The sequence below is a fragment of the Massilia timonae genome (assembly GCF_001866515.1).
Lineage (GTDB): Bacteria > Pseudomonadota > Gammaproteobacteria > Burkholderiales > Burkholderiaceae_D > Telluria > Telluria timonae.
This window is the reverse complement of the sequence record NZ_JRYB01000001.1, coordinates 3,982,395-4,003,381: the sequence shown is the minus strand read 5'-3', so window position 1 is coordinate 4,003,381 and position 20,987 is coordinate 3,982,395. Positions and strand designations below refer to the sequence as shown.

General features: G+C 68.6%; 20 protein-coding genes and 1 pseudogene. 13 read left to right on the top strand and 8 right to left on the bottom strand.

The annotated features are described in order from the left end of the window. Entirely contained in the window at positions 1–843 is an 843-nt protein-coding gene (locus LO55_RS17120; protein ID WP_071362388.1) for a protein-glutamate O-methyltransferase CheR, read from the top strand. Positions 844–846: 3 nt separating this feature from the next. Here the strand turns inward: LO55_RS17120 and glpD are convergent, their stop codons facing one another. After that, entirely contained in the window at positions 847–2,388 is a 1,542-nt protein-coding gene (glpD, locus tag LO55_RS17115) for a glycerol-3-phosphate dehydrogenase (protein WP_071362387.1), read from the bottom strand. A 122-nt stretch (positions 2,389–2,510) separates the two neighbouring features. Between glpD and LO55_RS17110 the strand changes: the two genes are divergently transcribed. Then, positions 2,511–3,155 (top strand): phosphohydrolase, encoded by a 645-nt coding sequence (locus LO55_RS17110; RefSeq protein WP_071362386.1) that lies wholly within the window; start codon positions 2,511–2,513, stop codon positions 3,153–3,155. 4 nt (positions 3,156–3,159) lie between these two features. Here LO55_RS17110 and LO55_RS17105 read toward each other — a convergent pair whose 3' ends face one another. The 3 genes from LO55_RS17105 to LO55_RS17095 form a co-directional block, all read right to left on the bottom strand. Next, positions 3,160–4,611 (bottom strand): sugar porter family MFS transporter, encoded by a 1,452-nt coding sequence (locus LO55_RS17105; RefSeq protein ID WP_071362385.1) that lies wholly within the window; start codon positions 4,609–4,611, stop codon positions 3,160–3,162. Between the two features lie 579 nt (positions 4,612–5,190). After that, complete coding sequence (locus LO55_RS17100) at positions 5,191–7,287, bottom strand: ATP-dependent helicase (RefSeq protein ID WP_071362384.1); 2,097 nt, start codon at positions 7,285–7,287, stop codon at positions 5,191–5,193. Positions 7,288–7,664: 377 nt separating this feature from the next. Continuing rightward, positions 7,665–7,883, bottom strand: coding sequence for a hypothetical protein (locus LO55_RS17095; protein WP_071362383.1), 219 nt, complete (start codon positions 7,881–7,883; stop codon positions 7,665–7,667). Positions 7,884–8,070: 187 nt separating this feature from the next. On the opposite strand from LO55_RS17095, the gene LO55_RS26720 reads away from it, so the two are divergent. The 7 genes from LO55_RS26720 to LO55_RS17065 all read left to right on the top strand — a co-directional run bounded on the left by LO55_RS26720 (position 8,071) and on the right by LO55_RS17065 (position 13,907). Continuing rightward, on the top strand, positions 8,071–8,241 hold the full coding sequence (locus LO55_RS26720) for a hypothetical protein (RefSeq protein ID WP_005667305.1): 171 nt from the start codon (positions 8,071–8,073) through the stop codon (positions 8,239–8,241). A gap of 61 nt (positions 8,242–8,302) precedes the next feature. Then, positions 8,303–8,929, top strand: coding sequence for a chromate transporter (locus LO55_RS17090; protein ID WP_071362382.1), 627 nt, complete (start codon positions 8,303–8,305; stop codon positions 8,927–8,929). Continuing rightward, complete coding sequence (locus LO55_RS17085; RefSeq protein ID WP_005667302.1) at positions 8,926–9,516, top strand: chromate transporter; 591 nt, start codon at positions 8,926–8,928, stop codon at positions 9,514–9,516. The genes LO55_RS17090 and LO55_RS17085 overlap by 4 nt, the downstream gene beginning before the upstream one ends. 62 nt (positions 9,517–9,578) lie before the next feature. Then, positions 9,579–10,421: an S-formylglutathione hydrolase gene (gene fghA, locus LO55_RS17080; protein ID WP_071362381.1), complete on the top strand. Its 843-nt coding sequence runs from the start codon at positions 9,579–9,581 to the stop codon at positions 10,419–10,421. Positions 10,422–10,508: 87 nt separating this feature from the next. Next, positions 10,509–11,243 (top strand): phosphoribosyltransferase, encoded by a 735-nt coding sequence (locus tag LO55_RS17075; protein WP_083415387.1) that lies wholly within the window; start codon positions 10,509–10,511, stop codon positions 11,241–11,243. Beyond that, positions 11,240–12,571: an SRPBCC family protein gene (locus LO55_RS17070; RefSeq protein WP_071362380.1), complete on the top strand. Its 1,332-nt coding sequence runs from the start codon at positions 11,240–11,242 to the stop codon at positions 12,569–12,571. Before LO55_RS17075 ends, LO55_RS17070 begins: the two co-directional genes overlap by 4 nt. A 1-nt stretch (position 12,572) precedes the next feature. Next, entirely contained in the window at positions 12,573–13,907 is a 1,335-nt protein-coding gene (locus LO55_RS17065) for an erythromycin esterase family protein (protein ID WP_071362379.1), read from the top strand. Between the two features lie 9 nt (positions 13,908–13,916). Here LO55_RS17065 and LO55_RS17060 read toward each other — a convergent pair whose 3' ends face one another. Continuing rightward, on the bottom strand, positions 13,917–15,905 hold the full coding sequence (locus LO55_RS17060) for a diguanylate cyclase domain-containing protein (RefSeq protein WP_071362378.1): 1,989 nt from the start codon (positions 15,903–15,905) through the stop codon (positions 13,917–13,919). Between the two features lie 169 nt (positions 15,906–16,074). Between LO55_RS17060 and LO55_RS17055 the strand changes: the two genes are divergently transcribed. Further along, a complete protein-coding gene (locus tag LO55_RS17055) occupies positions 16,075–16,554 on the top strand; it encodes a (2Fe-2S)-binding protein (protein WP_071362377.1) in 480 nt (159 codons plus the stop codon). Continuing rightward, positions 16,551–18,794, top strand: coding sequence for a xanthine dehydrogenase family protein molybdopterin-binding subunit (locus tag LO55_RS17050; RefSeq protein ID WP_071362376.1), 2,244 nt, complete (start codon positions 16,551–16,553; stop codon positions 18,792–18,794). The genes LO55_RS17055 and LO55_RS17050 overlap by 4 nt, the downstream gene beginning before the upstream one ends. 40 nt (positions 18,795–18,834) lie before the next feature. On the opposite strand, the gene LO55_RS17045 is transcribed toward LO55_RS17050, so the two are convergent. Continuing rightward, positions 18,835–19,173 (bottom strand): hypothetical protein, encoded by a 339-nt coding sequence (locus tag LO55_RS17045; protein ID WP_005667288.1) that lies wholly within the window; start codon positions 19,171–19,173, stop codon positions 18,835–18,837. 39 nt (positions 19,174–19,212) lie between these two features. Here LO55_RS17045 and LO55_RS17040 point away from each other — a divergent pair. After that, positions 19,213–20,071, top strand: a pseudogene (locus tag LO55_RS17040) (APH(3')-I family aminoglycoside O-phosphotransferase). Positions 20,072–20,144: 73 nt separating this feature from the next. Next, the gene (locus LO55_RS26435) at positions 20,145–20,336 is read left to right on the top strand and encodes a hypothetical protein (RefSeq protein WP_143054544.1); all 192 of its coding nucleotides are present in this window, start codon (positions 20,145–20,147) and stop codon (positions 20,334–20,336) included. Positions 20,337–20,341: 5 nt separating this feature from the next. Here the strand turns inward: LO55_RS26435 and LO55_RS17035 are convergent, their stop codons facing one another. Continuing rightward, positions 20,342–20,572 (bottom strand): ASCH domain-containing protein, encoded by a 231-nt coding sequence (locus LO55_RS17035; protein WP_071362375.1) that lies wholly within the window; start codon positions 20,570–20,572, stop codon positions 20,342–20,344. A gap of 216 nt (positions 20,573–20,788) precedes the next feature. Next, the gene (locus LO55_RS27385; RefSeq protein WP_370659610.1) at positions 20,789–20,953 is read right to left on the bottom strand and encodes a hypothetical protein; all 165 of its coding nucleotides are present in this window, start codon (positions 20,951–20,953) and stop codon (positions 20,789–20,791) included. Between the last annotated feature and the right edge of the window lie 34 nt (positions 20,954–20,987).

Genomic DNA, 20,987 nt, shown 5'->3' with positions numbered 1-20,987 from the left:
GTGAATGCCTTGACTGGTGTGCCGGTCGATACCGGCCTGGCGGAGCTCGAGATCGATCTGCTGCTCGAAGCGCTGTACCAGCGTTTCGGCCTCGACTACCGCAGCCACGAGCGCGCCATCCTGCGCCGCCGGCTGCACGAGCTGGCGCGCCTGCACGCTCTGCCGAATCTCACGCGGCTGCAGGAGCAGGTGCTGCACGCGCCCGGCGCGGCGCTGGGCGTGGTGCGCGCGCTGGCGGTGCAGCCGGCCGCCCTGTTCGACCGTCCCGACTGGGCGCGGCGCCAGCGCGGCGCGCTGGCCGACAGCCTGCGTCCGACGGCGCTCCCCAAGGTCTGGCTGCCCGAGGTGGCCGGCGTGGGCGAGGCCTGGACCCTGGCCGTGCTGCTGGCCGAGGAAAAGCTGTACGGGCGCACCGAAGTGTTCGCGACCCTGGCCAGCGACGAACTGCTGTTCGAGGCGCGCGAAGCCACGCTGCCGGCCGCTCAGCTGGCGCAGGCTCAGCGCGGCTACGAAGCCAGTGGCGGCACGGGGCGGCTGGCCGATTACTTCGAGGTCAGCGACGGCCGCGCGCGCCTGCTGCCGCGGCTGCGCGAGCGCATCACCTGGCTGCAATACTGCCTGGTGACCGACGGCTCGTTCAACGAGTTCCACGCGATCGTCTGCTGCCGCGCCCTGCCCGACTTCGGCCCGGTGCTGCGCCAGCGGACCCTGCGCCTGTTCCGCGACAGCCTGGCCCTGTTCGGGGTGCTCGGGATCGACCGCGAGCTGGCGGCGAGCGACGCGGGCGCGGCCGACTACCAGCCCTTGTTCGACGAGGGGGCGTGGTACAAGCGGGTGCGCTAAGCGTCAGGCGATGGCCGTCGCCGACCGTTCGGCGGCCATCCAGGCATCGATCTTGTCCGCCACGCCCGGCCGCAGGTGTAGTCCCAGCTTGGTCCGGCGCCACAGGACATCCTGGGCGCAGGCGGCCCACTCGTGCGCCATCAGGTAGCGCAGCTCGGCCTCGTACAGGCCAGGGGCGACTTCCGCGCCGAGATCGGCCAACATCCCGCACCGATCCAGCAACCCCTCCACCCGGGCGCCGTAGGCGCGCGCATAGCGCAGCGCCAGCGGCTTGGGCAGCCAGGCGTAACGCCGCTGCAGCGCCGCCACCCAGCGGTCGAATTCCAGCACGCCGCGGTTGTCGGGCTGCGGCCCGAACAGGTCGCCGCCCGGCAGCACGGCGTGCGCCGTCCATGCTCCCGTCGGCGTCGCACCCAGCAGCGGCGCGATCCAGTCGACGGCTTCCTCGGCCAGCTTGCGGTAGGTGGTGATCTTGCCACCGAAGACCGACAGCAGCGGCGGACCGCTGGCGTCGCGTTCGAGGAAGTAGTCGCGCGTGATCGCCGCCGCCTTGCCGGCCTCGTCGTCCAGCAGCGGGCGCACGCCCGAATAACTCCACACCACGTCGCTCGGCGCCAGCTGGCGCTTGAAGTAACGGTTGACCAGCGCGCACAGGTAGCGTGTCTCGCCCTCGCCGATCGCGGCGGCGCCGGGGTCGCCCGCGTAATCGACGTCGGTGGTGCCGACCAGGGTGAAAACTTCTTCATACGGAATGGCGAACACGACCCGGCCATCCGCATGCTGGAACAGGTAGGCGCAGCCATGGTCGAACAGGCGCGGCACGACGATGTGGCTGCCCTTGACCAGGCGCAGCGCGCGGTGCGGCGCCGCCCGGTTGGCGCCGCGCGCGAAATGGGCCGCCCACGGGCCGGCGGCGTTGACGAGGCCGCGCGCGCGCACGGTCAGGGGCGCGCCGCCCCCATCGATGCGCGCCTCCCAGTGCGCGGCGCGCCGAACCACGTCTGCGCAGGCCGCATGGGTGAGCACCCGCGCCCCGCGCTCGTGGGCATCGAGGGCGTTGAGCACCACCAGCCGGGCGTCGTCGACCCAGCCGTCGGAATAGGCGAAGGCGCGCGTGAATTCGGGCTTGAGCGGCGCGCCGGCGGGGTGGCCGGCCAGCTCGAGCGCGCTGGACGCCGGCAGGAAGGCGCGCGGCGCCAGGCGGTCGTACAGGAACAGGCCGGCGCGGATCAGCCAGGCCGGGCGCTGGCCTGCCACGTGCGGCATCACGAAGCGCAGCGGACGCATGATGTGCGGCGCGCTCCTGAGCAGGGTCTCGCGTTCGGCCAGCGCCTTGCGCACCAGGCCGAATTCGCGGTATTCGAGATAGCGCAGGCCACCATGGATCAGCTTGCTGGAGGCGGACGAGGTATGCGCGCCCAGGTCGTCCTTCTCGCACAACACCACCGACAGGCCGCGCCCGGCCGCGTCGCGCGCAATGCCGGCGCCGTTGATGCCGCCGCCGACCACCAGCAGGTCGCAATCGATCGTCGTGTCCGCTCCCATCGCCCCCTCCTCTAAACCATCCGACCCGGCGCGTTCGATCCACTTTACGCGGGCGCGCCGGTCCGGCGTTTGCCTGCGTCAATTATGCGGAGAATGGACGGGCCGGTGTGTAAAATCGCCACATGTCCATCCCGTCCACGCCAGACCGGACCCGCGCCTGGGTCCGCATGCCATCCGGCCGCCGCCTCGACCTGCTCGACCCGACACCCTTCGACTGGGACGACGCCGACCTGGCGCTCGGCCTGGCCCGCACCTACCGCTGGGGCGGCCACTCGGCCTGGCCGTTGCCGCTGTCGGTGGCCCAGCACTCGATCACGGTGATGCTGCTGCGCCGCGCCGCCGCCCCGGCCATCACGCCGCTGGAAGAACTGCGCGAACTGCTGCACGACGCCGAGGAAGGCCTGCTCGGCTTCGATGCGATCTCGGTGATCAAGCCTTTCCTGGGCGACGCCTTCCGCGCGCTGACCAGGCGCCTCGAACACACGGTATTCCTGCGCTATGGCCTGCCGGCCTGGGACGCGCGCAGCCATGCGGCGCACAAGCGCGCCGACCGCCTGGCCGCGGCCACCGAGGCCGTGCACGTGGCCGGCTGGTCGCGCGAGGAGGTGCGGCGCACCCTGAAGATCCGCGCCGAGGTGCTGGCCGAGGATCCCCTTGCCGCCTACTACGATTGCCGACCGTGGGAGCCGTGGGCGCCGGGCGTGGCCTGCGAGCGTTTCATGCGCGAGCTCGAGCGGCTCGCGCTCGCGGTGCGCTCGACCGACTGACGTCTCAGGCGCCCGCGCTCAGCGTCTTCTCCAGGTGACGCTCCAGCCCTTCCAGCGACTTGCCGCGCGTTTCCGGCACGCAGGTCGCGACGAAGGCCAGCGAGGCAATATTGATGGCTGCGAACACGAAGAAGGTGGCGCTGCCAAACTGCGCCAGCGCGATCGGGAACAGCAAGGCGACCAGGGCGTTGAACACCCACTGGCAGGCCACGGCGGTGCCGGTCAGCACGCCGCGCACGTGCATCGGGAACAGCTCGGACATCAGCAGCCAGTAGACCGGCGCGATCAGCATCTGCATGCACAGCAGGAAGCACAGGATGCAGGCGAGCGCCGCATAGCTGCGCGCCAGGCCGTCCGGGAACCACGTCAACACGATGCCGAGCGCGGCCTGGGTCAGGATCACGCCGCCCAGGCCGGTCATCAGCATGGGCCGGCGGCCGTGCTTGCCGATCAGCCAGATGCCGATCAAGGTCGCGATCACCGAGACCACGCCGTTGCCGATGGTGGCGGTCAGTGCGGCATTGGTGCCGAGGCCCGTCGAGGTCAGGATGATCGGGGTGAAATACATGAAGGCATTGATCCCGGTGAACTGGGCGGTGAAGCCCAGGCCGATGCCGATCCACAGCAGCTTGCGGATCCACGGCGTGCCGAGCACGGCCGACCAGCCCGCCTGCTCGCGCTCGATCGCGTTCAACCGGGTCATCTCCGCCATCTCGGTCTCGATCTGCTTGTCGCTCGAACGGATCTGTCCGAGCACTGCGCGCGCCTCGTCCATCCGGCCCTGGCCGGCAAGCCAGCGCGGCGACTTCGGCACCAGCATCATGCCCAGCCCCAGCAGGACGGCCGGGACCGCCGAGATGGCGAGCATGTAGCGCCAGACGTGCGGGGAATCGGACAGGTAGGCCAGCAGCGCATTGAGCACGTAGGCCGCCAGCTGGCCGGTCACGATCATCAGCTCGTTCTGGCTGACCAGGCGCGCGCGCCGGCTGGGGCCGGCCATCTCGGCAATGAACACCGGCACCGTGGACGAGGCGCCGCCCACCGCCATGCCGAGGATGAAGCGCATCGCCACCAGCACCGCCACCGACGGCGCCAGCACCGAACCGAGCACGCCGATCATGAACACCAGCGACAGGCCCATCAGCGTCGTACGGCGGCCGTACTTGTCCGACAGCGTGCCCGCCATCAGCGAACCGAGCGCGGCGCCGAACACCAGCGACGAGGTGACGATGCCCTCGGTCACCGGCGTCAGGCCGAGGCCGCCCTGCGCGGGCGCCAGGCCAAGGAACGGCAAGGCGCCCGAAATGACGCCCGTGTCATAGCCGAAGGCCAGCGCGCCCATGGTCGCGGCGATGGCGACCTTGAACACGAAGCGGCTTTCCCTGGTATCGGGAGGGGTGGGGTTGGCGGGATTGGCGGGATTGGCGGCGTGCGCTGGCGGCGTGACTGATGACATGAGGCGAGATCCTTTGGAAAATGGGGACGCGGCAGGCGGCATGCGGGCGGAGCCCGCCGCCCTCGCCGTCGCGAGGACGGCGGAGCTCGCGTGGCCGGGCGATAAGTCGGCCACTCTGTTGGAATTGCTTGATACAGGTTAACTGCAGTTATCGATCAAGTATGTTCGATAACTTACATATTAGCGAATTTCCTTGCAAATCATCAATGACAGCCCATGCCTGACGGCGCGGCGCACCTCCAACGGCCGCGTGGGCCCCACGCCGACGCAGCCGATTCGCGGGGCGGCCAGGACGCCACTTGGCGCTGCGTCCGGACGACGCCAAGTACCTGATTTCATTCGATCTTTGGGTCTATCCACAAGAAATGTGGATAACTGTGTGGAAAAGCGCCACTTGACAAGTCGCAAGCGCAGCATTGATGCGGGTTTCAACAAAATGCCCGTTCAGAAGGCAAAAAAATATCCCCGTAAAATCAGTCACTTGCACGTGCACCACTTCTGCGCGTCCATGTCACATACGGCAAACTCCTACAAAAGTGGGGCACCGGGGATAAGTCGTCAATTTGTCCGCATCTGTCGTCATTTCCACGCGTTCCGGGCGCGGTCGCGCACCATCATGCGGATGCTGTCGGGCATGGGCGTGCGCAGCTCGCGCTTGTCGGCGCTGAGCCAGGCGCATTCCTCGAAATGCTTGAGCATGACCGGGGTGATGAAGCGCGTGCGCGTCGCATACACATGGCGGTCGCCCATGCTCGACTGCTGCTTGATGAAGAAGCGGTTCGGCACCACCAGGTGCAGGTTCTCGCGCGCCCGCGTCATGGCCACGTAGAGCAGGCGCCGTTCTTCCTCGATGTCGTCCTGGGTGCCGGTGGCCATGTCGGACGGCATGCAGCCGTCGACGACGTTCAATACGTGCACCGTGTTCCACTCCTGCCCCTTGCTCGAGTGGATCGTGGACAGGATCACGTAGTCTTCGTCGAGCAGCGGCGCGCCGGCGCGGTCGCTGGTGGCCTCGGGCGGATCGAGCGTGATCTCGGCCAGGAAGCTCTCGCGGTTGCCATAGCCGCCGGACAGCGCCACCAGCTGGTCGAGGTCGGCCGCGCGCACCTGCGCATCGTCGTGCAGGCGCTCCAGGTGCGGCTGGTACCATGCGCGCGCCAGCTCGAGATCCATCGGCCAGCGCAGGCCGGGCCTGCGCAGGCGCCGGTACAGCGCGCAGAATGCCTGCCAGTCGGTCTTGCAGCGCGCCGGCACCGCGAAGGCTTCCAGTGCCGCCACCGGATCGTCGCTGCCGCCTGCGGCCTCGACCAGCCGGGTGGCGGTCGCCTGGCCGATGCCGGGAATCAGCTGCAGCGCGCGGAAACCCGCCAGCCGTCCGCTCGGGTTCTGGGCGAAGCGCAGCACGGCCAGCACGTCCTTGATGTGGGCCGCCTCCAGGAATTTCAGGCCGCCGAACTTGACGAAGGGGATGTTGCGACGCATGAGTTCGAGTTCGAGCGCGGCGCTGTGGCTGGCGGCGCGAAACAGCACCGCCTGGCTTTTGAGGGCGACGCCGGTTTCGCGCTGTTCGAGGATGCGGTTGCAGACCCAGCGCGCCTGCTCGGCTTCGTCGGGAATCAACACCAGCTGCGGCTTGATGCTTGACGCCTTGTCGGTCCACAGGGTCTTGGCGTGGCGCTCGAGCGCGGCCCCGATCACGGCGTTCGACGCGTCCAGGATCGGCTGTGTGGAACGGTAGTTGCGCTCCAGCGTGATCAGGTGCGCCGGCTGCGAGAACTGGGCGGGAAAGTCGAGGATGTTGCGCACGGTGGCGCCGCGAAAGCCATAGATCGATTGCGCATCGTCGCCGACGACCATCACGCCGCGACCGTCGGGCTTCATGCCGGTGACGATGGCCGCCTGCAAGCGGTTGGTGTCCTGGTATTCGTCGACCAGCACGTGGTCGAACAGCGCGCCGAGTTCAAGCCCCAGCACCGGGTCGGCCGCCATCTCGGCCCAGAACAGCAGCAGGTCGTCGTAATCGAGCACGTTCTGCTCCTGCTTGGCGTCGACATAAGCGCCGAACAGGGTCTTGAGTTGCGCTTCCCACTCGCTGCACCAGGGGAAGAACGCCTGCAGCACCGCGTCGAGCGGCTCGCGGCCATTGACCACGCGCGAATAGATCGACAGGCAGGTGCCTTTCAGCGGAAAGCGTTTGTCGAGCTGGCTCAGGCCGATCTCGTGGCGCACCATGCCCATCAGGTCTTCGGAGTCGCCGCGGTCGTGGATCGTGAACCCGGCATCCAGGCCGATGCGGCCGGCGAACTCGCGCAGCAGGCGCGCGCCGATGCTGTGGAAGGTGCCGGCCCAGGGCAGCGTGACCGGCGCCTGGCTGCCCTTGAGCCCGAACAGCCGGTGCAGCACGCCGCCGGCGCGCTGGGTCATCTCGGTGGCGGCGCGGCGCGAAAACGTCAGCAGCAGGATGCGCTGCGGATCGGCGCCCGACTGGATCAGGCGCGCCACCCGGTGCGCCAGCGTATTGGTCTTGCCGGAACCGGCGCCGGCGACCACCAGCAGCGGACGCGGCGCGTCAAGCCCGACGTCGTGCTCGACCGCCGCCCGCTGCTCGGGGTTCAGGCTGGCGAACGGGTCGTCGGTGGCGGACAGGTTGGCGATCGGATCGGCGACGGCGGACATGGGGCGGAATCTGGAAATGCCATACTGTACATTTATCCAGTCACGGGCCGCAAGAAGAAAATGCGGCCGTCTTTCGCCGCTGTCAAGGCGTTGTCAAGAATGACATCAGCCATGACCTCAGCAATCGCCGCCAAGTTACGGATAATCAAGGCGTTTTTTGGATATCCACAAAGTCTGTGAATAAGTGTGTGGAAAAGCGGGGGCTTGACACGCTGGACGCGGCCTCCCGTGCGGCTTTCAACAATTTGCCTATTGGGAAGGCAATCTCGATTCCGCTGTAAATCAAGGGGTTACACGTTGTGCCCCCGACGCACGCAGTATGCACCACAAATAAATCTCGCGGCAACTTTGTGGTCTGGCGGATGCGCCGGATCCGATCAGGCGAGCGCCCGGCGGCGCTCCGGTTCGAGCAGCACGCGCTCGATCACCTGCCGGCGCACGCCATGCGCCTTGAGGTACTCGAGCGCCGGCATGGTGCCGCACTCGCCCAGCGTGGCGATGCCGCGCGCCACGATGTCACGCTCGCGTACGTTGCGCCTGAGCTCGGAAGATCCGGAGAGGCGTTGGTCGATATCCTGGGCACGGTATGGGCTCATGGCGCGGATCTCCGGTGGGTTATGTCGCTGACGCACCACGAGTATTGACGATGCTGGAATGAAGTCAATGTCAAACCTGTATCGAACCACGAAAACCCTGGTCGGATGCCTGTGCCCACCAGCGCTGCGCCGTCCGCCCGTCATCCTGCCTACAATCGGCCGCAACCCACCAACCACGAGGATTTCCATGAGCATCCAACCCGACCTGAATCCCGGCGACGACGCCGCTCCCGGCACGCCTGGCGCCGGCGAGGACATCTGCGACGCCTGCGCCGGCCGCGGCACGCTGGCCGACGGCAAGCCATGTCCGCAATGCGGCGGTACCGGCCGCGTGATGGAAGGCATCGGCGGCGGCTGAGCCACTACCCACGGCGGGTAGCGCGTGGACACGGCACGGGCCCTGCGGCGATAATCGCCGGATGAGCGCCTCACCCTTGCCAATACCGCCTTCCGCACCCCAGTCCCCACGTTCTGCGCCGCCGGCGGAACCCGATCGTCCCCGCCCGACCTCGCTGACCGACCTGTTCGTGTCGTTCACGCTGATCGCCTTGCAGGGCTTCGGCGGGGTCCTGGCCGTGATCCAGCAGCAGGTGGTCGAGCGCAAGCGCTGGATGAGCAATGAGGAATTCATCGAAGAATGGTCCGTGGCCCAGATCATGCCGGGCCCGAACGTCTGCAACCTGGCCATGATGATCGGCAGCCGCCACTTCGGCCTGGCCGGCGCCATGAGCGCACTGGCCGGCATCCTCACCGTGCCGCTGATCCTGGTGCTGTGCCTGGCCCTGGTCTACGCGCAGTTCGCCGCCCAGCCCCAGGTGCAAGGCGCCCTGCGCGGCATGGCCGCCGTCGCCGCCGGCCTGATCGCCGCCACCGGCCTGCGCATGTCGGTCGCGCTGACCAGGAATGTGATTCCGCTCGCGGCCTGCATCGCGATCGCCGCCGCCGGCTTCGTGCTGCTGGCCTGGATCCGCATGCCGCTGGCGGCCGTGATCGGCCTGCTCGGCGGCCTCGGCTGCGTGCTGGCCTGGCGCGGGCTCAAGCCATGAGCGCGCCCAGCCTGGTGTTCGGCTGGCATGACTGGCTGAACCTGTTCGTCCATTTCCTGATGCTGTCCATGATGTCGCTCGGCGGCGCGATCTCGACCACCTCCGAGATGCAGCGCTACCTGGTCGAGCGCCAGGGCTGGCTCAGCCAGACCCAGTTCGCCGACTCGGTGGCCCTGGCCCAGTCGTCGCCCGGGCCCAACGTCCTGTTCGTGGCCCTGCTCGGCTGGAACGTCGGCCTCAATTCCGGCAGCGTGACGGCCGCGCTCTACGGCGTCGCGATCTCGATGATCGGCATCATGCTGCCCTCCACCGTGTTCACCTACCAGGTGGCGCAGTGGGCCCAGCGCAACCGCGAGCTGCGCGCCGTGCGCGCCTTCAAGCAGGGCATGGCGCCGCTGGTGATCGCCATGCTGCTGTCGACCGCCTGGCTGCTGGCCACCGGCGGCGGCAAGGGCGGCGAACACATGGACAACTGGCCCCTGTGGCTGCTGACGGCGGCCACCGCCATCGTCATCTGGCGCACCCGGCTGCACCTGCTGTGGATGCTGGCGCTCGGCGCGCTGCTGGGAGCGCTGGGCGTGGTCTAGTTGGCAAGCCGGGGCGGGAAGCGGCATACTGGCGGCATCCATCAACTGCAATCGACCCCAAGATGCCCCAACTCCTGAATGAACACGCCTGCTTCGGCGGCGTGCAGCGCTTCTACCAGCACGACTCGGCCGCCATCGGGCTGCCGATGAAATTCTCGGTCTACCTGCCGCCAGCGGCGGGAGAGAAGAAGCTGCCGGTCCTGTTCTACCTGGCCGGCCTGACCTGCACCGAAGAAACCTTCATGATCAAGGCCGGCGCCCAGCGCCTGGCCAGCGAACTGGGCATCATCCTGGTCGCGCCCGACACCAGCCCGCGCGGCGCCAACGTGCCGGGAGAAAGCGACAGCTGGGACTTCGGCGCCGGCGCCGGCTTCTACCTCGACGCCACCCAGGAGCCGTGGGCCCGCCACTACCGCATGCACAGCTATCTGCTGGAACTGCATGCGCTGGTGCTGGCCACTTTCCAGGCCGACCCGGGCCGGGTGGGCATCTTCGGCCACTCGATGGGCGGCCATGGCGCGCTGACCATGGCGCTCAGGCACCCCGACCTGTTCCGCTCGGTCTCGGCCTTCGCGCCGATCGCCGCGCCAAGCCGTTGCCCGTGGGGCAAGAAGGCCTTCGGCGGCTACCTCGGCGCCGACGAAAACGCGTGGCGGCACTATGACGCCAGCGCCCTGATGGCCTCGCACACCAGCGCGCCCTTCCCTGGCGGCATCCTGATCGACCAGGGTCTGGGCGACAAATTCCTGGTCGAGCAGTTGTTGCCCGAGGCCTTCGAGCAAGCCTGCGCCAAGGCCGGGCAGCCGCTCACCCTGCGCCGCCATGCCGGCTACGACCACGGCTATTACTTCATCTCGACCTTCGTCGAAGACCATCTGCGCTTCCACAGCCGCCAGCTCGGCTGATCCACCGCGCGGCCCCGTCCGGGGCCGCCATTCCCATCGACATCATTCCACGCGGCAAACGAACGACGGCCACGCTCGTCCCTGTGTATGCTGGAAGTTAACAACTTCTTCATCATGCAAGAGCTCGAACCGTTCATCGACCGCGCCGACGCGGGCACGAAACTGGCAACTGCGCTGGCACAGGCGTTGGCACACCATGCCGGCAGTCAAGACGTACTCGTGCTGGCCCTGCCGCGTGGCGGCGTGCCGGTCGCGTTCCCGATCGCGCAGGCGCTGGGGGCCGAACTCGACCTGATGCTGGTGCGCAAGCTCGGCTTGCCCAACCAGCCCGAGTTCGCCATGGGCGCCATTGCCAGCGGCGGCGTCCAGGTGCTCCAGCCCGGCGTGCCGGGCCTGATGGGCGTGACCCGGGCCGAAGTCGATGCGGTGATCGCGGCGGAACAGGCCGAACTGGCGCGGCGCGAACGGCGTTATCGCGGCGAGCGCCCACCATGCCGGGTGGCGGGACGCTGCGTGATCCTGGTCGACGACGGCATCGCCACCGGATCGACGATGCTGGCGGCGGTCGAAGCGGCGCGCCGCCAGCAGCCGTCGCGGCTGGTGGTCGCGGCGCCGGCGGCGGCCCGTGAGGCGCTGGACGCCTTGCGCGGCGTGGTCGACGACGTGGTATGCCTCGTCGCCCCGCCCCGCTTTCGCTCCGTCGGGCAGTGGTATCGCCACTTCGGGCAGACCGGCGATGAAGAAGTGCAGACCCTGCTGGCGCAGGCGTGGGCCTCGACGCGCGACGCCGCCAGCCAACCCCACCGAAAGGAGCCGACATGAACGATACGAACGAAAAAGCGATGAACGCAGGTAAGTGGATCGGCGCAGCAGTCGCAGGCGCATTGCTGATGTACGCATTCGACCCGGACCGCGGCGCCAAGCGCCGCGCCAACGCCCGCGGCGCGCTGCGCGACGCGCGCGACCGCACCGGCGACCGCCTCGAACACGCCTGGCACAACGCCGGCGACCGCCTCGACTCGGCGCGCCTGCGCGCCACCGGCGCCGCGGCCCGCGCCGGCGAACGCCTGGCCGGCGCCGCCCATGCGGCGGGCGACCGCCTGGCCGAGGTCTCGCACCGCACGCGCGACCGCCTCGAACATGCGCGCGAGCGCTTGGCCGACGCCTCGTACGAGGCGAAGGACCGCGCCAGCCACGCCGCCCACGAGGCCCGCGATCGCGTGAAACACGCCGCCTATGAGGCGCGCGACCGCGCCAGCCATGCGGCATACGAAGCGCGCGAGAAGGCCGAGTATGCCGCCGACAAGGCGCGCGACCGCGCCGAGTACAGCGCCGACCGCGCCGCCGAACGCGCCCGCGAACGCGCCGACCTGGCGCGCGAACGCCTGGAACAGACCGCCCACAGCGTGAAAGCCGACGCCCGCTCGCGCGCCCACGCCGCCGGCGACCAGGTGCGCGCCTGGACCGACCACCTGAGCCAGGTGTTCGGCGCGCGCAGCCCGACGCTCACCAATTCCGCCCTGCTGGGCACCGGCGCCCTGAGCGTGGTCGGCCTGGTGCGCCGCTCGCCGGTGGCCGCCCTGCTCGGCCTGGGCGCGCTGGCGGTGCTGCTGCGCAGCGACCGCGGCCGCCACCTGGTCGATTCGCTGCGCCACCGCGGCGCCGCCAGCCAGGTCGGGGTGGAGAACTCGATCCACATCGACGCCGCGCCGAAGGAAGTGTTCGACGCCTGGTCCGAAGTCGAGAACTTCCCGCGCTTCATGTCGCACGTGACCGAGGTGCGCGACCTCGGCCACCGCCGCTCGCACTGGGTGGTGCGCGGCCCCGGCGGCATGGAATACGCCTGGAACGCCGTCATGACCGAGCAGTCGCGTCCCGAGCGCCTGTCGTGGCGCAGCGAACCGGGTTCGGAGATCGAGCAGGAAGGCTCGGTGACCTTCGAGCCGTCCGGCAACGGCACCCGCGTCACGGTGCGCATGACCTACTCGCCGCCGGCCGGCGCGCTGGGCCACGGCATCGCGCGCATGCTGGGCGCCGACCCGCAGCGCCAGATGGACGACGACCTGGCGCGCATGAAGGAATTCATCGAGCGCGGCGGCGCCCATTACGCCGGCCACCAGGCGGCGCCGAGCCACAGCTTCCTGCACTGACGTGGCCATCCTCACCAACGCCACCCTCGACGCGGTGCGCGCGTCGGCCCGCCCCCTCACCGGGGGCGCGGACGACTACGACGCCCTGCTCGACATGGTCGGCAACGCCCGCTTCGTGCTGCTCGGGGAAGCCACCCACGGCAGCCACGAGTTCTACGCGGAGCGGGCGCGCATCACCCGGCGCCTGATCGAGGAAAAAGGCTTCACCGCGGTGGCGGTCGAAGCCGACTGGCCCGATGCCTGGCGTGTCAACCGCTACGTGCGTGGCGAAGGCGCGGACGCGGACGGCCGCGCCGCCCTCTCGGGCTTCGAACGCTTCCCGGCCTGGATGTGGCGCAACACCGCGGTGCTCGACTTCGTCGAGTGGCTGCGCGCGCACAACGACGGCCCGGGCGCCAGCGCCAAGACCGGCTTCTACGGCCTGGACCTGTACAGCATGTACACCTCGATCCGCGAAGTGCTGCACTACCTGGAACAAGTCGACCCGAACGCCGCGCGCGAGGCGCGCAAGGTCTACGCCTGCTTCGACCACTACGACCGCGACAGCCAGCAATACGGCTACGAGGCCAGCTTCGGCATGTCGCCGTCGTGCCAGGAAGGCGTGATCGCCACCCTGCGCACCTTGCAGCAGCGCGGTTTCGACTACGTGCAGGCCGGCGGCGGCGACGACACGTTCTTCCACGCCCAGCAGAACGCGCGCCTGGTCAAGAACGCCGAAGAGTATTACCGCACCATGTTCAAGGGCCGCGTCTCGTCCTGGAACCTGCGCGACAGCCACATGGCCGAGACCCTGGACACGGTGGCGCGCCACCTGTCGCAGGGCGGCAAGCCGGCGCGCATCGTGGTCTGGGAACACAACTCGCACATCGGCGACGCGCGCGCGACCGAGATCGGGCGCCAGGGCGAATGGACGCTGGGCGAGCTGGCGCGCAAGGCCCATGGCGCCGACACGGTCCTGATCGGCTTCACCACCTACGAAGGCCGGGTCACGGCGGCGTCGGAATGGGATGGCGAGGGCCGGCACAAGCACGTGCGTCCGGCCCTGCAGAACAGCTACGAGCACCTGCTGCACAGCACCGGCATCGAGCGCTTCTTCCTGCCGTTGCGCGAGCCTTCGCCGGCGCGCGACGCGCTGATGGAAGAGCGTCTGGAACGCGCCATCGGCGTGCTGTACCTGCCGCGCAGCGAGCGCCAGAGCCATTACTTCATGGCCCAGCTGCCGCGCCAGTTCGACGCCGTGATCCACATCGACCGCACCACGGCGGTGGAGCCGCTCGATGCGACCAGCGGCTGGCATTCCGGCGAGCCGCCGGAGACCTATCCAGGCGGGTTGTAGGGTCGGCCCCTACGCCGCCGCTCCCACCGCATACCCATCCCGCCCGTTCGCCTTCGCCACATACAAGGCCCCATCCGCCTCGGCCAGCAGCGCGTCTTCACCCTGCCCCTGCCGCCACAATGCGACGCCGACGCTGGCCGACACCGCCAGCATCCCGGCCCCGGTGGCGAACGGCGCGCGCATCGCCGCCACCATCTTGGCGGCGATGTTGGCCACGGTAGGTTCGGCCTCGCCGCCGTTCCCGATCTCTTCGAGGATCACCACGAACTCGTCGCCCGACAGCCGCGCAGGCAGGTCGCTGGCGCGCACGCAGGCGCGCAGGCGTTCGCCGAATTCCTTCAGCACTTCGTCGCCCACGCCGTGGCCGTGGCTGTCGTTGATGCGCTTGAAGTGGTCGACGTCCAGGTAGGCCAGCGCCAGCGCCCGGCCGTGGCGCGAGGCGCGCGCCAGCGCCTGCTGCAGGGTCTCGTTGAAGCTGCGCCGGTTGGCCAGGCCGGTCAGGGTGTCGATGCGCGCGAGGCGGGTCAGCTGCTCCTCGACCTCTTTCACGTGCGTCATGTCGTGCTTGAGCGCGTACACGCCGGCCGCGCTGCCGTCCGGCTGCAGGTCGGGGATGTAGACGCCCTCCAGCACCCGCGGCGCGCCCTTGATCAGCAGCCGCATCTGGCAGGTGGCGGCGTGGCCGGCGAACGCGCGCTCCAGGCTTTCCGCGCCCTGGCGCGCGGCCTCCTCGCCCATCAGCTGGGCGATCGACATGCCGACCAGCCGCTCGGGCGCGACCCCGAACCAGCGCTCGAAGGTCGCGTTCCCGAAGCGGAAGCGCCGGTCGCGGTCGACGTAGGCGATCAGCACCGGCAGGTTGTCGGTGATCAGGCGCAGGCGCTTCTCGCTGGCCGCGCGCAGGCCTTCGGCGTTCTGGCGCTCGGCCATCAGCTGGTAGAAGGCATTGCCCAGCTCCCCGATCTCGTCGCGCCGGGTGTCGTGCAGCACCCCGATGTCGGCGCCGTCGTGGCGGATCGCGCGAATGCGGTCGCGCAGCCGCTGCAGCGGCGCCAGCAGCCTGAACACCAGCGCCCAGGCCAGCACGCCCGCGGCCAGCGCCAGGGCGGTCGCGCCGAAGATGGCGTTCCGGCGCATCTGCGCCAGCGGCGCGAACGCTTCCTCGGTGGGGTAGCGGGCGCCCAGTATCCAGCCGGTGGTGCGCAGGCGCTGGTAGGCGTAGATCGATTCGCGCCCATCGTCGCCGGCCGCCTCCATCCACCCCTCGAAGCCCTCCAGGGCGCGCTCCGCGCCCGATCCGCGCGCTCCGGCCTGGCGCAGCAGGCGGCGCGGGCCGGGATGGTCGATCATGGCACCGTCGGGCGTCATCAGGAACAGGTAGCCCGAAGCGCCCGGTCTGATGGCGCCGATCTGGCGCAGGAAGCCAGTGGCCTGCAAATCCATGCTGGCCGTCAGCACGCCTCCTACCTCGCCGCCCCGGTCGAGCACGGGCGCGCCGATCACGACCACCTGGCGCCCCGAGATCCGGCTGACGATCGGCTGCGCCATGAAGCCGCGCCGGGTCGCCAGCGGGCGCTCGAAGTAGTCGCGCCCGGCGGCGTCGAGCCGCCGCTCGTTGCCGAACGTGCGCAGCGACACCAGCTGCTGGCCGCGGACGTCGAGCAGGATCAGGTTCATGTACTCGTGTTCCCAGAGCGGCGCCTGGGCCTGGAGGAAGCGGCGCGCCGCCTCCGGGTCGCCCAGCGCCGCCGCCGGCAGGCAGGCCGCCAGCGACTCCACCTGCGCCAGGCGCGCCGCGATGCGGTCGTCCATGAAGGAGGCGGCGCTGGCCAGCATCGCATACTGCTGGTCGCCGATCACCGACTTCATGCCGCGCTCGGCCACCGCCAGGGTCGACAGGGTGACCAGCAGTGTCGCCACGAATACCAGGACGGCCGCGACGCAGGCCATGCGCAGCTTCAGGTTCGCCGGCAGCAGGCGCAGACCGCGTTTAAGCATAGAAAATAGTGTCGACCTTAATGCAACAAAGTATTACATATTAATCCGTAGCGTCCAAGGCGGCATATTTACTATCTGGCAGGGATTAAAACAGGCACTGCAATACTGTTGAAGTAGTGAAATTTCAGCTAGGATTGTCAGCCTGTTCGGACTGCCTTGAAGGAGCGTCATGAGTACATACACCCTGAATGTCAACGGCAAGGCGCAGGCCGTCGACGTCGAAGCCGATACCCCGCTGCTATGGGCGCTGCGCGATACCCTGGGCCTGGTCGGCACCAAGTATGGCTGCGGCCTGGGCCAGTGCGGCGCCTGCACGGTCCACCTCGACGGCGTGGCGACGCGCGCCTGCGTGCTGCCGGTCTCGAGCATCGGCAATGCCAGGATCACCACCATCGAGGGCCTGGACGCGAATGCCCGCCATCCGCTGCAGGTGGCATGGCAAGAGCTCGACGTGCCGCAATGCGGTTACTGCCAGTCGGGGCAGATCATGAGCGCCTGCGCCCTGCTCAAGCAGCATCCGAAGCCGACCGACGCCCAGATCGACGAGGCCATGGCCGGCAACCTGTGCCGCTGCGCCACCTATATGCGGATCCGCAAGGGCATCCACCGCGCCGCCGACATCGCATCGACCGAAGGGAAACAAGCATGACGCTCGCCTCCACCTCGCGCCGCGGTTTCCTGCGCGCCGGCGCCGCCGGCGGCGCCTTCCTGATCGGCATGTCGGCGCAGGGCGTGCTGGCCGCCGTGAGCGATACGAAGGCCGGCGCCGCCAGCCCGGACTTCGTGCCGAACGCCTTCATCCGCATCGCGCGCGACGGCAGCGTGACCCTGATCTCCAAGCAGCCCGAGATCGGCCAGGGCATCAAGACCTCGCTGCCGATGGTGATCGCCGAGGAACTCGACGTCGCCTGGGAAAGCGTGCGCGTGGTCCAGGGCGACCTGAACCTGGAAGCCTACGGCAGCCAGGGCGCGGGCGGCTCGAACTCGACCCCGAACAACTACGAGAACTTCCGCCGCCTGGGCGCCACCGCGCGCGCCGTGCTGGTGCAGGCCGCGGCCCAGGCCTGGAAAGCGCCGGCCGGCGAATGCACGACCGACGGCGGCCATGTCCTGCACGCGGCGAGCAAACGGCGCCTGGCTTACGGCGACCTGGTCGAGGCGGCGGCCAGGCTGCCGCTGCCGGAAGCGGCGAGCGTGGCGGTCAAGGACCCGGCCACCTTCAAGCTGCTGGGCAAGCGCATCGGCGGCGTCGACAACCCCGCCATCGTCAGCGGCAAGCCGCTGTTCGGCATCGACGTCCAGCTGCCGGGCATGCTGCACGCCCAATACGTCAAGTGCCCGGTCTTCGGCGGCAAGCCGTTGCGCGCCAACCTGGACGCGGTGCGCGCCCTGCCCGGCGTCAAGGACGCCTTCATCATCGAAGGCACCAGCAACCTGAACGGCCTGCGTCCCGGCGTGGCGATCGTCGCCACCTCGACCTGGGCCGCGATCCGCGCCCGCCGCGCGCTCGAAGTGACGTGGGACGAAGGCGGCGCCGCGAAGCACAGCTGGGCCGACTTCACGGCCCAGGCCAAGGCGGCCGCCAGCCAGCCCGGCGCTACCGTGCTGCGCAAGGATGGCGACGTCGCCGCCGCCCTGAAGGGCGCCGCCAAGACGGTGGAAGCGGCCTACAGCTACCCCTTCATCTCGCATGCCAGCATGGAGCCGCAGAACTGCACCGCCTGGATCAAGCCCGACGGCGCGCTCGAACTGTGGGCCCCGACCCAGAATCCGAACGCGGGCCAGGCGCTGGTCTCGGGCACCTGCGGCATCCCCAAAGAAAAGATCACAATGCACATCATCCGCAGCGGCGGCGGTTTCGGCCGGCGCCTGAGCTCGGACTTCATCGTCGAAGCCACCGCGATCGCCCAGCGCATGAAGGACAAGGCGCCGGTCAAGCTGACCTGGACCCGTGAGGACGACCTGCAGCACGACCACTTCCGTCCGGGCGGCTTCCACTTCCTGCGCGGCGGCGTCGACGAGGCCGGCAAGGTCGTCGGATGGCACAACCACTTCGTCACCTTCGCCAACCGGGTGGAGCAGGATGGCAAGAGCACCCTGCGCAACGGTAGCGGCGGCAGCCTGTCGCCCGACGAATTCCCGGGCCGCTGGCTGGCCAACTGCCAGCTGGAGCAGACCGCGCTGGAATGCAGCGTGCCGATGGGACCCTGGCGCGCGCCGGGCAGCTGCGTGTTCGCCTGGGCCTTCCACAGCTTCATCGACGAGCTGGCGCATGCGGGCGGGCGCGATCCGCTGGCCTTCCGCCTCGAACTGCTGGGCGACAAGGACATCATGGCGCCGAGCGTCGAGCGCGGCCAGCCCTACAACGTGGCGCGCATGCGCGCGGTGCTGCAGACCGCCGCCGACAAGGCCGGCTGGGGCAAGAAGAAGTTCGCGCGCGGCCAGGGACAAGGCATCGCCTTCCACTTCAGCCACCGCGGCTACGTGGCGCAAGTGGCCGAGGTGACCGTCTCGAAGGACGGCAAGGTGAAGGTCGACCGCGTGGTGGTGGCGCTAGATGTCGGACCGACCATCATCAACCTGTCGGGCGCCGAGAACCAGGTCGAGGGCTCGGTGATCGACGGCCTGTCGACCCTGATGTTCCCCGAGCTGAACCTCGAGAACGGCCGCATCGTGCAGAGCAACTTCCACGATTACCAGCTGCTGCGCATCGGCGACGCGCCGGCAAGGATCGAGATGCACTTCGTGAAGTCGGACCAGCCGGTGACGGGCCTGGGCGAGCCGCCCCTGCCGCCGCTGGCGCCGGCGGTGTGCAATGCGATCTTCGCCGCCACCGGCAAGCGGGTGCGTGAACTCCCGCTCAGCAAGGCCGATCTGAGCTGGAGTTGAGGAAGTAATACTTAGGTCCCGGCCTACGCGGGGATGACGTTCACGGCACGCGCTGCTCGCTCAGCGCGTGCGGGTTCGCCGTGCGATGGCGTTCGACGATGGCCCGGGCCAGCTCTTCCTCGCGCGGATTCTGCGCCAGGACCCTGAGGATGCAGGCGCCGTGCATATCGCCTTCGGGGCGATAGACGTCGTTGTAGTCGGTGCCGCCCTTGGCCGACGGCGAGTCCCCGACCGTGAAGTTGGATTGGCCCGGGCCCGCCTCGTCGCCGATCGGAGACAGGGCGACGCTGTCCTGGGATAGGCCGGCGGCCAGCAGGTCGGCCCGCAATTGCTCGGCGATGGAGAAATCCTGGATGACGTGGACGATGGGGTTGCTCATGTGTTGCTCCTCGGTTCACTATTGAACCAACTTACCAGAATGGCCGGGGCGGTGGCGCTCGGTCGAGACGACGACGTACAGACCAGGAGCAACATGAACCGGGAGGAAGCCTGTCGAGCCGTGACCGTTCCGGGGAGCATGTCGTCCGCCGTGGCTGGCTATGCCTGGGCGCGCGACCGGGTCGGCGAATCGGGCGGCGCCGTCTACCGGCTGCACGGCAAGCCAGGGGCGCCTGACCTGTACCTGAAGCATGGCAGGCATAAGGTTGCCGATGCCATCGGCGATGAAGCGGCAAGGCTGCGCTGGCTGACGGGACGCTTGCCGGCGCCCGCCGTCGTGAATGTTGTCCGTACCACCGATTTGGCCTGGCTGTTGATGACGGCGTTGCCGGGAAAGACCGCCTACCAGCTGCTGGAAGCCGATCCCGGCCAGGGTCACGCCATCGTGGATGCCCTGGCCGGCTTCCTGCAGCGGCTGCACGCGCTCCCGGCGTCCGCCTGCCCGTTCGACAGCGACCACGCCCATCGCCTGGTCCTGGCGCGCGCGCATCGAGGCGGGCCTGGTCGATGAAGGCGATTTCGACCAGGAACGCGCAGGCTGGACCGCACGGCAAGTGTGGGACGCCATGCAGGCCCTGCTGCCGCTCGCGCCCGATCCCATGGTCACGCACGGCGACTATTCGCTCGACAACCTCCTCATCGTCGATGGCGAGGTGGCCGGCTGCATCGACGCCGGACGGGTCGGCATTGCCGACCGCTACCAGGATCTTGCCATCGCCTGGAACTGCCTCGGCGAGTTCGGTGGCGCGCTCCAGGAGCGCTTCCTGCGACAGTATGGCGTCGCCACGCCCGATCGACGCAAGCTGCAGTTCCATCTGATGCTGGACGAACTGTTCTGAACTCCGTCTCCGCTGGCGTGGTTGGCCGGCGCGGGTTGGCAGCGCACCATGTTATGTTCGAGACGACACTCCCATGCGTTCAGCGCCAACATTCATCATGCATCCGGACAAAGCCATGAAAGACGTGAAAGTAGACGTGCGCGTCAATGTGACGGTCGATGCGGCCAGCGTGGTGTTATTAATCGCCACGACCACGATGGCCTTCCTGTTCTACAAACAGAACAAGCAGGACAAACGGGACAGACCCGCATTAAGCCAGCCTTAGAGCGATCAGGGTTCGATCACTTCGATCAGTTCGAAATGCAGGGTGACGAACTCGAAGTCGTCATTGACCGCGTATTGCGGCAGACAGCGAACGTGAATCTCCTGAAACTCACGGGCGCTGGCGAATCTCTCGCCTCGCCACACCGCTTCCGGCATGTCCCCGAACCGGATGATCTGAACGTCGACGGCACGGATGAGGCAGCGCAGGCACCGCTTCAGGTCACAAACTTCGATCACATCGCCGGCTTCATAGCTGCCGTCGCTGTACTCGCCGTAGGGCTTGTAATCCTCGACCGTTGGCGGTGGCCGTCTTGCGTTCAGCGATCACGGCGCGCGGCAGGCTGTCGTCATTCTCGTTGGCGCCCCAGAAGGTCAAGCGTTTACGTCTCTGCATAGTCTTCTCGATGGGGTATGACCGCGTTACTTCGATCTCGACCCGCGCCCGGTCTTCCATCAGCCCCGTACCTGCACAGCGCTCATAGCCGGATAATGGCGCCCCCGCACCTTGCGGTAGTCGGTGCCGAGTTCGCACCCGGCGTCGCGATACTCGCGCTTGTCGACCCTATACCAGGTCATGCGCACGATGTGCTCCGGCACGGCGCCCGCTTCGCGCAGCACGGCGACGATGTTTTCTAGGATCTGGCTGACGAAG

Coding starts and splice junctions, on each gene's coding strand:
- glpD (WP_071362387.1), bottom strand. CDS start 2,388: ATGGGAGCGGACACGACGATCGATTGCGACCTGCTGGTGGTCGGCGGC.
- LO55_RS17110 (WP_071362386.1), top strand. CDS start 2,511: ATGTCCATCCCGTCCACGCCAGACCGGACCCGCGCCTGGGTCCGCATG.
- LO55_RS17105 (WP_071362385.1), bottom strand. CDS start 4,611: ATGTCATCAGTCACGCCGCCAGCGCACGCCGCCAATCCCGCCAATCCC.
- LO55_RS17100 (WP_071362384.1), bottom strand. CDS start 7,287: ATGTCCGCCGTCGCCGATCCGATCGCCAACCTGTCCGCCACCGACGAC.
- LO55_RS17095 (WP_071362383.1), bottom strand. CDS start 7,883: ATGAGCCCATACCGTGCCCAGGATATCGACCAACGCCTCTCCGGATCT.
- LO55_RS26720 (WP_005667305.1), top strand. CDS start 8,071: ATGAGCATCCAACCCGACCTGAATCCCGGCGACGACGCCGCTCCCGGC.
- LO55_RS17090 (WP_071362382.1), top strand. CDS start 8,303: ATGAGCGCCTCACCCTTGCCAATACCGCCTTCCGCACCCCAGTCCCCA.
- LO55_RS17085 (WP_005667302.1), top strand. CDS start 8,926: ATGAGCGCGCCCAGCCTGGTGTTCGGCTGGCATGACTGGCTGAACCTG.
- fghA (WP_071362381.1), top strand. CDS start 9,579: ATGCCCCAACTCCTGAATGAACACGCCTGCTTCGGCGGCGTGCAGCGC.
- LO55_RS17075 (WP_083415387.1), top strand. CDS start 10,509: ATGCTGGAAGTTAACAACTTCTTCATCATGCAAGAGCTCGAACCGTTC.
- LO55_RS17070 (WP_071362380.1), top strand. CDS start 11,240: ATGAACGATACGAACGAAAAAGCGATGAACGCAGGTAAGTGGATCGGC.
- LO55_RS17060 (WP_071362378.1), bottom strand. CDS start 15,905: ATGCTTAAACGCGGTCTGCGCCTGCTGCCGGCGAACCTGAAGCTGCGC.
- LO55_RS17055 (WP_071362377.1), top strand. CDS start 16,075: ATGAGTACATACACCCTGAATGTCAACGGCAAGGCGCAGGCCGTCGAC.
- LO55_RS17050 (WP_071362376.1), top strand. CDS start 16,551: ATGACGCTCGCCTCCACCTCGCGCCGCGGTTTCCTGCGCGCCGGCGCC.
- LO55_RS17045 (WP_005667288.1), bottom strand. CDS start 19,173: ATGAGCAACCCCATCGTCCACGTCATCCAGGATTTCTCCATCGCCGAG.
- LO55_RS26435 (WP_143054544.1), top strand. CDS start 20,145: ATGCGTTCAGCGCCAACATTCATCATGCATCCGGACAAAGCCATGAAA.